The sequence below is a fragment of the Leptospira fluminis genome, assembly GCF_004771275.1.
Classification (GTDB): Bacteria; Spirochaetota; Leptospiria; order Leptospirales; family Leptospiraceae; genus Leptospira_B; species Leptospira_B fluminis.
The window spans coordinates 107708-122498 of record NZ_RQEV01000010.1; the positions used below are offsets into that span (position 1 = coordinate 107708).

Annotated in this window: 14 protein-coding genes and 2 pseudogenes; all 16 read right to left on the minus strand. The window is 48.0% G+C overall.

What is annotated here, in order from left to right; genetic code table 11:
• Position 1: 1 nt before the first annotated feature.
• The gene (locus EHO61_RS09325) at positions 2-745 is read right to left on the minus strand and encodes a YfgM family protein (RefSeq protein ID WP_135813345.1); all 744 of its coding nucleotides are present in this window, start codon (positions 743-745) and stop codon (positions 2-4) included.
• A gap of 19 nt (positions 746-764) precedes the next feature.
• Positions 765-2447 carry a 30S ribosomal protein S1 gene (locus EHO61_RS09330; RefSeq protein ID WP_135813346.1) on the minus strand — a complete coding sequence of 561 codons (1683 nt, stop codon included), beginning with the start codon at positions 2445-2447 and terminating at the stop codon, positions 765-767.
• 45 nt (positions 2448-2492) lie between these two features.
• Positions 2493-3191 (minus strand): (d)CMP kinase, encoded by a 699-nt coding sequence (cmk, locus tag EHO61_RS09335; RefSeq protein ID WP_135813347.1) that lies wholly within the window; start codon positions 3189-3191, stop codon positions 2493-2495.
• Positions 3188-4504 (minus strand): 3-phosphoshikimate 1-carboxyvinyltransferase, encoded by a 1317-nt coding sequence (aroA, locus tag EHO61_RS09340; protein ID WP_135813348.1) that lies wholly within the window; start codon positions 4502-4504, stop codon positions 3188-3190. The genes cmk and aroA overlap by 4 nt, the downstream gene beginning before the upstream one ends.
• On the minus strand, positions 4485-5402 hold the full coding sequence (locus EHO61_RS09345; protein ID WP_167884843.1) for a prephenate dehydrogenase: 918 nt from the start codon (positions 5400-5402) through the stop codon (positions 4485-4487). Before EHO61_RS09345 ends, aroA begins: the two co-directional genes overlap by 20 nt.
• Positions 5399-6490, minus strand: a complete 1092-nt coding sequence (pheA, locus tag EHO61_RS09350) for a prephenate dehydratase (RefSeq protein ID WP_135813349.1) — start codon at positions 6488-6490, stop codon at positions 5399-5401. Before pheA ends, EHO61_RS09345 begins: the two co-directional genes overlap by 4 nt.
• Entirely contained in the window at positions 6477-7046 is a 570-nt protein-coding gene (gene scpB, locus EHO61_RS09355) for an SMC-Scp complex subunit ScpB (protein WP_135768120.1), read from the minus strand. Before scpB ends, pheA begins: the two co-directional genes overlap by 14 nt.
• Entirely contained in the window at positions 7022-7798 is a 777-nt protein-coding gene (locus EHO61_RS09360; RefSeq protein ID WP_135813350.1) for a segregation and condensation protein A, read from the minus strand. The genes scpB and EHO61_RS09360 overlap by 25 nt, the downstream gene beginning before the upstream one ends.
• Positions 7799-7811: 13 nt before the next feature.
• On the minus strand, positions 7812-8174 hold the full coding sequence (locus EHO61_RS09365) for a response regulator (RefSeq protein ID WP_135768118.1): 363 nt from the start codon (positions 8172-8174) through the stop codon (positions 7812-7814).
• Between the two features lie 3 nt (positions 8175-8177).
• Entirely contained in the window at positions 8178-9251 is a 1074-nt protein-coding gene (locus EHO61_RS09370) for a protein-glutamate methylesterase/protein-glutamine glutaminase (RefSeq protein ID WP_135813351.1), read from the minus strand.
• Between the two features lie 31 nt (positions 9252-9282).
• Positions 9283-11598, minus strand: a pseudogene (locus tag EHO61_RS09375) (chemotaxis protein CheW); the annotation flags it as partial.
• 104 nt (positions 11599-11702) lie between these two features.
• A pseudogene (locus EHO61_RS17435) lies at positions 11703-12462 on the minus strand (Hpt domain-containing protein); the annotation flags it as partial.
• Positions 12463-12957, minus strand: coding sequence for a chemotaxis protein CheW (locus tag EHO61_RS09380; RefSeq protein ID WP_135813353.1), 495 nt, complete (start codon positions 12955-12957; stop codon positions 12463-12465).
• A gap of 114 nt (positions 12958-13071) precedes the next feature.
• Positions 13072-13620 (minus strand): 5-formyltetrahydrofolate cyclo-ligase, encoded by a 549-nt coding sequence (locus tag EHO61_RS09385; protein ID WP_246032066.1) that lies wholly within the window; start codon positions 13618-13620, stop codon positions 13072-13074.
• 32 nt (positions 13621-13652) lie between these two features.
• Positions 13653-13955, minus strand: coding sequence for a cell division protein ZapA (locus tag EHO61_RS09390; protein WP_135813355.1), 303 nt, complete (start codon positions 13953-13955; stop codon positions 13653-13655).
• Entirely contained in the window at positions 13952-14707 is a 756-nt protein-coding gene (locus tag EHO61_RS09395) for a cell division protein ZapB (RefSeq protein WP_135813356.1), read from the minus strand. Before EHO61_RS09395 ends, EHO61_RS09390 begins: the two co-directional genes overlap by 4 nt.
• Positions 14708-14791 lie beyond the last annotated feature (84 nt).

A 14791-nucleotide genomic window follows, 5' to 3' on the forward strand; every position in this document is an offset into this window, starting at 1 on the left:
ATCAACTTCCTTGGTTGAGTTTTACTAAGAGATACGTGGCCAACTCTCGGACCGATTTGTATTCGTCCGAAGGAGAAGAAAGTTCCTGCTCCAATACTTTGCGCAAGTTTTCCTTGGCCTCCGCCTTTTTACCGTTCTTGGCCTTCAATCTACCGGATTGGTAAAGACTCCATGCGTAAAAACCGGAAACGTTTCTTCGGTTGTTCAAAAGAGAAACGGCGGTATCGAAATCGGATTCCGCTTGGGGAAACTGCCCGCCGCTTTCCCGGTAATTTCCCGCAATATAAAAATAATACGCCTTGATTTCGGGTAACTCGTCGATTTTCTTACCCGCCCATTCCAATTTTTCGCCCGCTTTTGCGAATTCTCCGTTACGGGCGTACAAGTCCCCTAAGGTTTTGGAAATGCGGATGCGGAGGGACTCGGAATGATAATTGGAAGAAAGTTCTTCGTACTGCTTGATTTTTTCCGCAATGTCGATACCCGGATTCAGTAGAAATTTCTTTTCCAGAGCTTCCACTGCTATGGTTCCTTTTCGGAATTGGTCCGCTCTGTATTCGTTCCAACCGACTACCGCAACCGTCGTCACAAGCAAAATCGCGACTCCGATCAGAACCTGTTTTCGGTATTCTCCGACCTTGGCAAAAAAGATCGTAAAGGCCCGCTCCGCGCCTTTGAGATCCGCATACGGATCCACATTCACCTGCACGGAGGAATTGGTGGAGTTTTGCTCGAACCTCTTCATTTGGGCTTTCTGGCCTCCCTTATTTCAGGGAGGAATTGATAAAACTTCCCAGACTTTCCCGGGAAGGAGTGTCTGAAGTTTTGAGATATTTCGCCATCTCTTCTCTTTCTAAGGCCTTGTCAAAGTCCTTAATGGAAAGGGAAATCTTCTTATTTTTGGAGTCGATCTTAACCACGGCGCACTTTACGATATCTCCGGGTTTGTAGGTCTCCTGAAGATTGACGTCCTTTCCGCCGGGAATTTCCGAAATATGAACCAGACCTTCGAATCCGGGCTCTATTTCCACGAACATTCCGAAATCCACGATGCTTTTGATCTTACCTTCGACCACACAGCCTACAGGATAACGATTCCGTAAAGCTTCGTATGGATGTTCCTGCAACTGTTTCAGTCCGCAAGAAATTCTTTGAGCGTCGAAATTGATGTCCAGGATCACGTACTTGACTTCTTCCCCTTTTTTCAAAAGAGAAGTCGGGTTTTTCTGTTTTTCGTCCCAGGTGATATCGCTGATGTGGATCAGACCTTCGATACCGTTTTCCACTTCTACGAATGCGCCGTATTTGGTGATTCCGGTGATCTTTCCGGACAAGGTGTTCCCTACGCGAACTTCCGGTCCTAACGTATCCCAAGGATTCGGTTGTAATTGTTTTAATCCTAGAGAAAGTCTTCTGTTATCGAAATCGATGTCCAGAATCAGAGCCTCGACTTCCTGCCCTTTTTTGAGAAGGTCTTTCGGATGAGGAGGTTTTTTGGACCAGGTCAATTCGGAAGTATGAATCAAGCCTTCCAAACCTTCTTTCAATTCTACGAATGCGCCGAAATTGGTAAGAGAAGTGACCGTTCCCCGAACGACCATTTCTTTTTCCAAAGAGCGTTGTGCCCAGATCCAGGGATCTTCATACAATTGCTTGAGACCGAGGGCAAGTTTGTTATTTTCCTTGTCCATTTCCAAGACTTGGAGTTCCACTTCCTGGCCGATCGTAAAATATTGCTTAAACGGTGCGAATTTTTTGTAGGAGATATCTTTCTGACGAAGAAGTCCGACGACCCCTTCCAAATCGCAAAAGACCCCGAAGCTCGCGATCTTAGAGACCACAGCCTTAACCTTGTCCCCTACCTTAACCTTTTGGACCAACGCGTCCCACTTCTCGTTATTGACTTCGTCCAATAATTTTTTGCGGGAAACAACACCCGAGCGAGTCCGCTCGTTGACTTCGATGATCTTAAAATCCAGCTCGACGCCTTTGTAATTTTCTCCTTCTCCGAACTTATAGCTAAGTTGGGAAGCGGGAAGGAACAATTCGGATCCTTCCACATTTACGATATAACCTTTGCCTTTGATCTCGTTTACGAGCCGACCGGTTACTTGGTAATTATTTTTAAATGCGTCTTTGACTACTTCCCAACCCTTTCTCTGGTCCGCTTCTTTTTTAGAAAGAATGCATCCGGAATCGGTGGACTCTTTGCGTTTTACGAGCGCGGTTACTACGCTGCCCAACTCGGGTTTTTCGTCAAACTCGGAGCGGGAAATTCTACCTTCCTGCTTCAATCCCTCGATAGCTACATAGACAAAATCGGTATCAACCGAAACGACTTTTCCGTCTACGACCTGGTCTTTCCGGACCTCGGCTTCATCGTTCTTCTTTTCTTCCCACTGTTTGAAGACTTCTGCAAAAGTGGACTTGTCTTGTTGGCTATTCATTGGGGTGGATTACTCGATTATTAATTTGGGAATAGTGCGGATCGCCTAAAGTGCCGTGTCCAGGCATTCAAGAATCTTACCAATAACACTATTTTTTGGCAAGTTATCTGTGTCAATGAGGATTGCGTCTTTTGCCTGTTTCAAAGGGGCGATTTCACGCTCCGTATCGGATCGGTCTCGAGAAATGATTTCTCTTTCGATTTCCTCCAAATCCGAATCGATTCCTTGGTCTTTTAATTGAGAATGCCTTCTCTCAGCCCGAACTCTGGAAGATGCCGTGAGGTAAAATTTGTAGCGTGCATCCGGAAATACGGCCGTACCTATGTCTCTACCGTCCATGACCAATTTATGGGTAAGAGCCAAATTTCGAAGCTGCACATTCACATAATCCCGGTAAGGACCCTTACTCGCGATATGTTTGATTTCTCTCGTGATTTCCGGAGTTCTGATCGCAGCAGAAACATCTTCTCCGTTTAATAAAATCCGATTCTCTCCCAGTTTCGAAAATTCGCACACGACCACCGCACCCGAATAAAGACTTTCGGGATCGTTCTTTTCCAACCAATTTTGAAAATGTTCCGAGGGATTTTCTTTCTCGTATTTTCGAAAAATATAAAAGGTTAACGCTCGGTAAAAAGCTCCCGAATCCAGATATTCGTATCCCAATTTGGTCGCCAGTTCTCTGGCTACCGTGCTTTTTCCGGAACCCGCGGGACCGTCCAAGGCGATTACATTATCATTCATAGCAAGACGGAATCCAATTTTTTTTCGAAGCCGGGAAAGGAAGTCTCTATCCAGGAAGTTTCGTCCAGATCCAGAGGCAATCCCGTCGCCGCTCTCAGGATCATAAAACTCATCGCGATCCGATGGTCCATATTCGTTAGGATATTCCCGCCTTTTCCGTTTAACCAGGAATCCAATTCCGAAGAAACTCCGTTTTTCGTCGGTTCCGAGAATTCGTACCCGTCCTCGTATTCCCAAACTTCAATGCCGAGAGACCTCAGGTTTTCCACCATGGCCGAGATGCGATCCGATTCCTTTGCCCGGAGTTCCTTTGCATGACGTATTTTAAATCCGCCTTCCGCAAAAAGTCCCGCGATCGTCAGGACCGGAATCTCGTCTATCAAGGAAGGAAGCCAACTCTCGGGAATTTCCGCAAAATGCAAGTTAGACGAAATCGCCTCTAAATCTCCGACGGGCTCTCCGCACTCCACTCTCCGGTTGTGGATTCGGATCCTTCCCCCCATCGCTTCCAAAGCTTTCAGAATTCCCGTTCGAGACGGGTTCAACCCCACGTTTCGGACTAGGATCGAACCTTCTTTTAACAACAATCCTAAGACGAGGAAAAAAGCCGCGGAAGAGATGTCTCCCGGTACTCTGAATTCGGCCGGTTCGAAACGGTAAGGCGGAGAGATCTTAAAATGCGTAGGGCTCTCGTATTCGATCCGGTTTCCCAAATAGCGAAGCATATTTTCGGTGTGGTCGCGGGACAGAATCTCCTCTTCGTAATCCAACGTGGTTTCGGACGCCATGGCCGCGAGCATCAGGCAGGATTTTACTTGCGCGGAAGCGATCGGACTTTTGTACGAAAAGGATTCCAACTTTCTTCCTTCAATTTTCAGAGGAGCCTTATCTCCTTCTCCGCGAATGGAAGCCCCCATGGCCGCCAAAGGTTTCATGATCCGGGACATGGGTCGTTTCCGCAAAGACGCATCTCCGGTTAAGATCGCATGGATTCCCGGAATTCCGCAGAGCAGTCCTGCGGAAAGTCGGATCCCTGTGCCCGCGTTTCCGAAATCCAACTCGCCCGAAGGAGAGTGCAAATCGGATTTTCCGGGACTCGTAAAAAGATATTCTCCGCTCCCCTTCTTGTCCACTTTCAATCCCATTCGAGAAAAAGCGTGCATGGTGTTCAGAGGATCTTCCGCTTCCAAAAATCCGGAAACATACGTCGTCCCTTTGGATAAAACGGAAAACAAAACGGAGCGATGGGAGAGGGATTTGTCTCCCGGAACAAGGATTTCTCTACCGAAAGATCTAGAGTTTCTTGGGATCATTCTTCTTCTTTAAGATTCCATCCCGGTGGTTCCGGGATTTTTCCATGAAGGACTTCCAATGGTCCAGGTCGAGCGGCTTTTCCGGCCCCAACTCGGAAATGATCCGATCCAAATGACCTCTAAAATCCAGTAACGATGAGAGAATTTCATCCCGATTCGAGGAGAAAATCGGAGCCCACATTTTAGGATTCGAACCCGCGATCCGAGTCATATCCCGAAATCCTCCTCCCGTTAAAGGTAAGGGGGAACGATCCGTAAATTTCTGGACGCATTCGCTTTCCCAAACCCAATCCGTCATGATGGATGCGATGATATGAGGAGAATGGGAAACGTAGGACAAAATCCTATCGTGTTCGAGCGCGGGGATCTCCACGGTTTCCATGCCGAGAAATCTCCAAAAGGATTCGAGATCCGAAAACGCTTTTTCGGTCGCGCCTTTGGGACGAGTCAATATGCAGAGTCGCCCTTCATACAGATCCGCATTCGCGAATTCCAAGCCTGATTCCTCCGAACCGCACATGGGGTGGGAAGAAACGTATCGATGAGAAGAGGAATGGGAAGATTCCACTGCGGATATGATGTCCCGTTTGGTGGAACCCATATCCGTCATCAATCCGGGCCAATCCTCGGGAAGAGAAGGAATGAGTTCCACGATGGTATTGACCGGAACTCCGAATACGATCAGATCGAAATCGTTCCAATTCGGATTCTCTCCGAATTCCTCCGAGGTAAGTATGCGATCGGCGGAGCCGAGAGAGATTCCCTTTTCCTTGCTCTTTCGGGAACCGACCACTCCCGTCACTTTCGCGTCGGCCCCTTTCTTTTTCAGTGCGAGGGAAAGCGAAGCGCCCATAAGACCTAGGCCGTAAATCAGAATGTTTCGAAACGGAAGATTCACGGACTCGGTGGAGATATCGGATAAGAACCCAATATCCTCAGATAGATTGTATTTTCCCTAAGAACGCCAAGAACTTCCTCAATGATCGGATCCTTTCTATGCCCCTGAAAGTCGATGAAGAAATTGTATTCCCAGGAAGTCCGTCTCGTCGGACGAGTCTCGACCTTGGACAGGTTGATTCCTCGATCGAAGAACGGCTTCAGAACGGAATACAACGAACCCGGTTTATCCGGAACGGAAAAAACGATGGATGTCTTGTCGTTTCCCGTTGGAGGGCATTGATTCTTTCCGATGATCAGGAAGCGGGTGGAATTGCCCGGCATATCCTCTATGGATTCCCGGATCACGTCTAGACCGTAAATCTCGGCGGCGATAGTGGAAGCGATGGCGGCACAGCCTTCCTTTTTTTCCGCGACGATACTCGCCGCTCTGGAAGTGGAGGGAGTTTCCGAAATCTGCACGTGAGCCAAGTTCGCCGCGATCCAATTCCGACACTGAGCGTTCGCGATTTTGATTCCGTACAATGTCTTGATCTTCTGCAGATCGTGTTCGAATCCGAGCAGATTCAAAGTGATCCTTAAATAAATCTCCGAATAAATATTCAGATCGGAAACCAAGAATTGATCCAAAGTGGAGTTGACGAGTCCTTCGGAGGAATTCTCCACGGGAACCACTCCGTAATCCGCCTTGTCCGTTTCCACCGCACGAAAAACCTCTGGAATGGAAGAAAATTCGCTCGCTTCTACGGAAGCTCCGAATCTGGCTCGGACGGCTTGGTGGGAAAAGGATCCTTCCGGTCCTAAGTATCCTACGGAAAGTCCTTTTTCCACGGAAAAGGAACCGGACATGATCTCGCGATAAATCGCGAGCAATACTTTATCCGGTAGAGGTCCGCCGTTTAAGTTTAAAATTTTCTCATATACGTCCTTTTCTCTGTCGGGACGATAAATCGGTTCTTTGTTTTCCCTTTTTATCTCCCCTATGGAAGAGGCGATATCCGCACGGGCCTGGATAGCCCGTACGATTTCCTTATCCAAGGAATCTATCTTATCCCGGTATTCCTTGAGTTTATCGTTATTCTTGCTCATTTTCGATCAGATCGTCCAGGTTTTCGAATTTCAGTTCCTTCACTTCTACAGGGGCCGGTAGGTCCGAGAGTTTATTTAAACCGAAATGGAGAAGGAATTCCTTCGTGGTTCCGTACAAAGCCGGACGGCCCGGAACTTCCTTGTTCCCCACCGGTTTGACCAACTTCTTGGAAATCAAAGAGGTTACCATCGCACGGGAAGAGACGCCGCGGATATCGTCTATTTCCGACAAAGTGATGGGTTGCTTATAAGCGATAATCGCAAGAGTGTCCAGACTGGAGCGGGAAAGCTGGTCCCGCTTCTTTTCCTTGAATAATTGCGCTAAAATCTCCGAGAATTTTTCGTTCGTGAAGAATTGGTAGGCGCCGGCGATTTCCCGTAATACGAAACCTCCGTCCCTTTCCTGGTAGTCCAGAATCAATTCGTCCAATATTTCCCGGGCTTCGTGCTTTTCGCATTCTACCGATTTGGCGATGCTAGCCAGTTTTAGCGGTTCCCCGGAAAGGAAAAGAAGGGCCTCTATCAGTCCTTTTAAGCCGGATTTTTCGCGTTCCACGGTTCTCCCACCAAGAAAATACGGATTTCGCCGAAGGTTTTATGCTGGCGAATCGCTAGGATCCTCTGTTTACAGAGTTCCAGCATTGCCAAAAAGACGGCGACAACTTCGGCTTTCTCGGGTTGAACCGACGAAAATAATTCCTCGAAAGAGATATCCGATCTTTGGACGAGGAGAGCGGAGATTGTCTCCATCTTTTCCTCGACAGAATACCGGTGGGGCGCGGTAAGTAAAGCGGGAATCTCGCCTTCTTCCTCCCGTTTTTCCAGGATCGTATTGAAGGCGGAAATGAGATCCAAAAGACTTAAATCCAACCAATTTTCTTCCTCGTCGATCACTTGGTTGGTGTCTCTCGCAAAGACGCTAGACTGGACCTTATCGATTTCCGACAGTTTTTGCGCCGTGAGTTGGAATTTCTTATGCTCCAACAGCTTTTCCACTAGCTCCGGAGGAAGAGGAGGATCGTAGTCTTCCTCCTCGAAACCCGGATCCGGAAGAAGCGCTTTTGATTTTAAATACACTAGGTTTGCGGCCATCAGCGCGTATTCCGCGCCGAAATCGATCTGGATACTTTCTGAAATTTTCAAAAAACGGAGAAAATCCTCCGTAATGCGGGACAAGGAAACTTCGAATATGTCTATCTTGTAGCTCTCTATGAGAGACCAGAGTAAACTTAAAGGTCCCTCCGTGATTCCTCCCTCCGCGTTATTCCATTGGACCACGAAGGTCTTTCCACCATCCTCCCTTTCCATCGATAGAACCCTTTTACGAACTTAGAGCTTTGTCCGCCGCTTGCTGTAGCCTCTCCGGCGAGAAAGGTTTTACCACGAAATCCTTTACACCCATCTTAATCGCTTTCGCGAGGAGCTCCTCTTGTCCGAGCGCCGTGACCATGATGATCCGGGCCTTCGGATCGATTTTGAAAATTTCCTGGGCGGCTTCGATTCCGTCCTTTTCCCTCATGGTGATATCCATAGTAACGAGATCCGGTTTGATCGCTTTGTACTGATCGACGGCGATATTACCGTTTTCAGCCTCGCCTACGATCTCGTGGCCTCCCGCTACCAAGGCATCTTTCACCATGGTCCTCATAAACTTTGCATCGTCCACTACGAGAATTCTGGCCATGTTTTAATTTCCCCTTTCCTTAAGAATAGAAAGTATCCTAGTTGTAATTGCACTTAAAGGTTCCACGAACTGAACCCCACCCATCTCCACGGCTTGGCGGTTCATGCCGAAAATAACGGAACTTGCCTCATCCTGGGCGATCGTTGCCGCTCCTGCCTCTCTCATTCTGAGAGTGGCAGCGGAACCGTCCTTTCCCATTCCGGTCATGATCACGCCGACTAAGGCGCTACCGTATTCTCGGATTGCACTATCAAAAAGAACTTCTACAGAGGGCTTGTGTCCATTTACAAGCCCTTCCTTATCGAGTGCAATCCATTTCCGCCCGCCCCTCGTCACAATAGACAAATGAGCGTCACCGGGAGCGACGTACCCGACTCCCGGCTCCACCGGTTCCCCGTCTTCCGCTTCTTTTACCGTAATTTTGGAGTGTTCGTTTAATCTTGCAGCGAACGCTTTGGTAAAACCCACCGGCATATGCTGTACGACGAAAATCGGTAAATAAAATCTTTCTGGAAATTCCGAAAAAACGGTCTGCAGCGCTTTGGGGCCGCCGGTGGAAGTACCTATACAGATGGCCTCGACAGGTTTCGTTTCCGATTTGAAAACCGGAATCTTTCCGGGCGGAGCAACCTTATGCGGATCGAAAAGAGGACGAATACCGCGGACACTCTCGAAGTACGAAATTATTCTGTTTCTTAATACCGCTCCCAGCTCCTCGGGATTAAAGTGATTCGTGCTGGAAGGCTTCGGAATAAAATCGATCGCTCCGTATTCCAAGGCTTTGAACGTGGCTTCGGCACCATGCTGGGTCAGAACGGAAAGCATCATTACGGGAACTCCCAGCCTTTTTTTCCGGAGTTCCTGCAATGCGGAAAGTCCGTCCAATACTGGCATTTCCACATCCAAAATGACCAGATCCGGCTTCAATTTTTCGGTCAATTCGATGCAGTCCACCCCGGTTTTTCCCGTGGCAATGACTTGGATCTTTTCGTCCCTTTGGATTTGGTCCGAAATTATATTCCGTACGAGAAGCGAATCGTCGATAATCACGACCCGAATGGGCGAGCTGGAATTCATTCTTACTTAAGCCTTTGAAATCGTTTCGGTCTTAGAACTTGGGAAGGATAGCCATGAGTTCGTCGAAGTCCGGCAAAAACAGAAGGACTCCGAGAAGGTTATTTCCTTCATGATTGAATTCGGTCAACATACTTAGAAATTTCGTACGCTCCGGTTTGACTACTTCCAAAACTTCCAGAAAAGTACCTTCCACCAATTCGGGGACGTCCGGCATGACGCTCACCTTTGCTTTGTTGGAGATGGAGTTCAGGACGGACGCGCAAACGATGTTGGAAATCTCCGATAACACACTCTTAGTATCGTCGTCCAAAACGTCTCCGGAAGAGACCGAATCCAAAAGTTCCTTGGCCAAATTTTTGGCGTTTTCCCTCGAAAACATCATGAGAAGGTTTCCGTTCAAGTCGCCGTTCATCCTGACTTTCATTCCGTAAAACTTATCGTCAGAAAATCTGATTTCGGACGCCAAGCCTTCCTTATCGTTCATGATGATTTCAGGAATAAATAGGTCCACATTCCGGTTTAGAATCTGGGATAGTACCATTCCGGCGTTCATCATTCCGGTGTTGACGACCGCCTCTATTTTTTTGATCTGTTCTCGAGTCAGGTTGCCGGTAAAATCCTTCGTATGGGAAACCGACATCATTCTTTCCTTTTTCTGTTCTAGGAATCCCTCGATGATTCGGTTCGCCCTTTTCTTTTCCTCATCCGTCTGAACGGTGTCCGATACGAGTTCGGATATGTGAGAACGGTATTCTTCCTCCATTCCCTGTCTCTTAGGAGCCGGCGTTTCTTTCTCCAGAATCGCAGTGCTAGAGTTGCCGGAGGAAGAGGATTCGACCGTACTTCCGGAATTCGCCAGAAGGCGGTCCTCGGAGACCTTGAATTCCACGGAAAATCCGGATTCTGTCCCTCCTCCGTTTTCACGGTGGAGATCCTCTTTTTCCGCGACGATCTTTTTGGATTCGTCCTCACGCTTGCGTTCGGATTTCTTTCGTTTGGCACGTTCGCGAGCGGTAATCTCGTGCAGTTTATGATTGTAAACGTTAGTAGGATTTGCCGTCTTCTGGATGTACATCTCCTCTTCCGTCTCGATCGTGCGGATCGTGCTGATCCGCTTCATGGTCTCAAGGTTGAAATTGGCGTATTTACCGCTTTCATCTAGTCGAGAGGAAATTTCGACGAGCCCCGGAATGTCCAAGACCATGATAATGGTTCCGTCGCCCATGATGGAAGCGCCGGTCAACCCCTTGATATTCTTGAAGTTCTTCTCCAAAGATTTGATCACGGTCTCGTGCTTTCCTACGAGTTCGTCCACCATGAAACCCAGCTTTCTTCCCTTGAATTGCACGATGACGACCGGAGCCTCGTCTCTGTCCGTTTTATCCTGGAGACCGAGGATCCGGTTCAACCGATAAATCGGTAGGACCTCGCCCCGGAGATTGATGATTTCGTTCCCTTCCAGTGTGGTGATCTGTTCGTTGTTGACCTTGATCGTTTCGTTAACCTCGGAAAGCGGGAAGGCATAGACCTCCTCTTCCATCATGATCAAAATGGAAGGTATAATCGCAAGAGCTTGCGGGAAGGAAAGAACGAAGGAAGTCCCCACCCCTTTTTGAGATTGGATCAATATCTTTCCCTTGAATTCCTGGATCAGGTTATTGACCACGTTCATACCGACTCCCCGACCGGAGATATCGGTGATTTTTTCGGCGGTGGAAAATCCTGGTGCGAAAATAAACTGATATATTTCGTTTTCGGAAAGTTCGGCGGCGCTTGTCTCCGAAACCAATCCCTTCTCGACGGCTTTCTTACGGATTTTGTCCGCATCGAGCCCCTTGCCGTCGTCGCGTATTTCGACCATGATATTGCTGCCGCCCTGATACGCGTTCAGTTCCACGATTCCGACTTCCGACTTTCCGGCCTTTCTTCTTTCTTCCGGAGTTTCGATCCCGTGGTCCACGGAATTGCGAATGAGATGAAGCATCGGTTCGCCGAGAGCGTCGATCACCTTCTTATCCAATTCCGTGGATTCTCCATTTAGCACCAATTCCACCTTCTTACCGGTTTCCAATGACAGGTCTCGGACCAACCGCGAAAAGCGTCGAAAAACGGTAGAAATGGGAACCATCCGGATGTTCATGATTCCGGACTGCAACTCTTTGGAAATCCGATTGATCAGATCGATTCGACCTTTCAACTCGTTAAAAAGTTGGTCTTCCCCGAAAGTACGAATCAGATCGTCGTATATTTTTTGAAATCCGGAATTGGTAATGACCAACTCTCCGACGTTATTCATCAATTGGTCCAATTTATCCGAAGATACTTTGATACTCTTTAGCGTGATCTTTGCGTCCGTAGACTTATCCTCGTCTTCGAGATGATAACCTCCGGATGACGCGGAATCGGAGGACTTTTCGTACCTGTATTCGGAAGAAGGCTGAAAATTCTCGACAGTCAGATTCTCCACCATGTCCACGTTCGCGGCCTTGGTAAGCTCCTCGTTGGGCTTATCGCTCTGGAGAAGAATATGCAGAGCGAGAGATTCCGTTCCTTTCTCCAGCTCCTCCAGGGAAGGGCTAGTTTTATGGATGATTCCCAAAGTTTTCAAATTTTGTAATATTAAAGAATAGCGCAATCCCTTCATGGGGGCGTCCGACTTCAGACTCACTTTTAGGATCCACAAGCTGCCTTTTCCCTCTTTCAGTGCTTCTTCCAGTTCCTTTTGGTCGTCGGCATCCAACTGCAATTCGGAAGAGACGGATACCTCCTCTTTTCGGGAAGTCTCGGTCTTCTCGCCGACAACGGCGCCGGGCTGTGAAGATTCGGGATCGTTCTCGTAGGCTTCCAATTTCTGGATCATGTCGGTATAGGGAGTATCGACTTTCTTTCCCTCCGCGACATTGACTATTACGTTCTTGATCAGATCAAAGCAATGAAATAGAAGGTTCACTAGCGAAAGTTTGACGGACAGTTTTCCGTCCCGGATGCTTTGGAGAAGATTCTCCATTTTGTGAGCCAGATCGGAAAGATTATACAGACCTACGAAGGCCGCGGAACTTTTTAGGGAATGAGCCGCTCGAAATATGTCGTTGATGGTCGCGGGATTGGATTGGTCTCTTTCCAGCTTCAGTAAATTCGCGTTCAGCTCTTCGATTTGATCTTCGGACTCTTCCAAAAAGAGTTCGGTATATTCGCCTAATACTCCCGCCACTTAGTTTTCCTCCGTCGTAAAATCGATCAGTCTGGAGAGATCGAGGTTCAACACGAGAGTCTCTTCAAATTGACTGACGGATTCGATCAATTCACTATAACTTACGGTCAATTCGGAATCCGCCTCGCTAATTTTCTCTTTATGAATCTTAACGACCTGCTTGACGGAATCCACGAGCAAACCGGCTCTTTTTTCGCCGTTAACCACTACGATGATCCTAGTCGTCGGGAGAACATCGGAGTAACCTATATCGAAAAGTTCCTTTAGGTCCATAATCGGAATGATCTCACCCCGAAGATTGATTACGCCCATTATGGAGGATTCCACGTTCGGAATCCGAGTGATCGGAACCGGTTTTAAAATTTCGTGGATATGGAGGATATCGATACCGAAAAGTTCGCGGTCCACCTCGAAAGTGAGGAACTCCTGTAACCCTTCCGATTCTTTTCCGATTTCATTCTCTTCTACGGAATTCAGTTTTTCGATGGCTTTCACCTGCCCTCCAAACACGATACTTTCGATAAGAGACGGGAATCCCTTCTTACCGACGCTGACGTCTCCATGATTAAAATCGGTTCTAGGAAACGAGGAATTCGCAGCTTTTTCAATTTATGGGACTGAATTTTCACCGCTTTTCTTGGGAAAGCAATGGTTTTTTTTTTCGCTTATCAACGTTCCGACACGAATATCATGCGCCTCCACGGCGAATTCGCACGGGAATAGGGACTCGAAGGTCAGGCCGATCAGTTTCGATTTCGGAATTTTCGCAAGAGTCCGATCGTAAAATCCTTTTCCCCTGCCGAGCCTCGCTCCTTCCGAATTCCAGCCTAATGCAGGCACCAAAATCCAGTCCGCTTGGTCCGGTGCAATCTCCTCTTCTCCTATCGGCTCGAAAATTCCGAAAGCGCCCGTTTGGATGCGATCCGGTTTCAGAAAAACCAGCTTTGTTCCTACGATTTTCGGATAATAGCAACGGATTTTTTTCCCGTTTATAAAATCCTCGGAGAACGGCGGGATCTCGTAACGGTCCGCAAAATAGGCGATGATATTTGGTATCGAATTTTCCGGACGGGATGCGACAATAATTTCTTGCAGAGCGTTTTGAATTCTATTCTCTTTTTCTTTTCTAAACGGAATCGAAAGGAGAGCTTCCTTCACTTTTTTCCGGAGTTCCTGCTTCGACTCCAAAATTACAGGTCCCCGATCAGGCCTTCTTCCAAGAGAGTAATCAATTTTCGGGTTTTTTCTTCTGCTTCGGGAGAAGCGGGCCCTCCGGAATTCTTTCCGGAATTTCGGAGCTGTTCCAGCTCGTCCGCAAAATTCAACGCCGCTAGTACCGCGAGCTTGAGCTTGGGGGCGGAAGACATCCCCAAGCTCAATTCCCGGATCTTTCGATCCACAACCTCCGCCAATCCTTGGATGTATTCCGGATCCGCGTCTCCGACGATCGTGTAATCGTCGCCTAAAATCCGAGCACTTACTTTTTCGCTCATTTCTCCGGCTTATGATCTTTGTTATGATCTTTCGGGTCGTCTTCAATGACGAGGAAATCGTCGTCTTCATCGGCGTCAAAAACGCTGATCGCATCATCGTCATCTTCGATAATGATGTCGTCATCGCCCACGGAAACGGGGCTGAATTCCTCGATCGGCTCGTCAGTGATAATGATTTCTTCGTCGTCTCCGGAACTTTCGGAAGATTCGGAAATCACGGCAATATCGTCGTCTTCGTCGTCCAAAAGAATGATTTCATCGTCTTCGTTAAAATCCTCTTCCGAGGTATCTCTTTCAACCGCCGGAGCCGGGGGAATGACAGGAGGCATTTCCGCCGCCGGAGAGGCAGAGCCTCCCGCGAAAGACGAAGCGGAAGGGACGGAAGAGCCGCTAGTCGGAGAAGAGGATCCGACGCTCGGTGCGCTCGGAGGCGTATGAGAACCGGAACTAGAAGAAACCGGGGAAGTAGGAAGACCGTCCAATCGTCCCAAAAGTTGATTGATCTTGCCTTCCAGAGCCCTTTCGCGCTCCTTCAATTCTTCCAATTCTTTTGTCGTTTTTTGGAGTTGCTCTCTTACGGACGCGAGTTCCTTTTCCTTTTCCTCCATGGCCAGTTTCATCTGGTCATTTTCCGCACGGATAGTTTCATTTTCCGATTCAAGGCGACCGTTTTCCGCGCGGAGATCGCTGATCAGTTCGAGGGCCTTGATGACCTTACTTTCGAGTTCTTCGATGGTCTCCATTGTTAGCATAATGAGAACCTCATCCTTCCGCTACGTGATTTTTTAATAGGACGCATACAGGCTATCCGATAGGACAAACCTGGATCTTTTTGG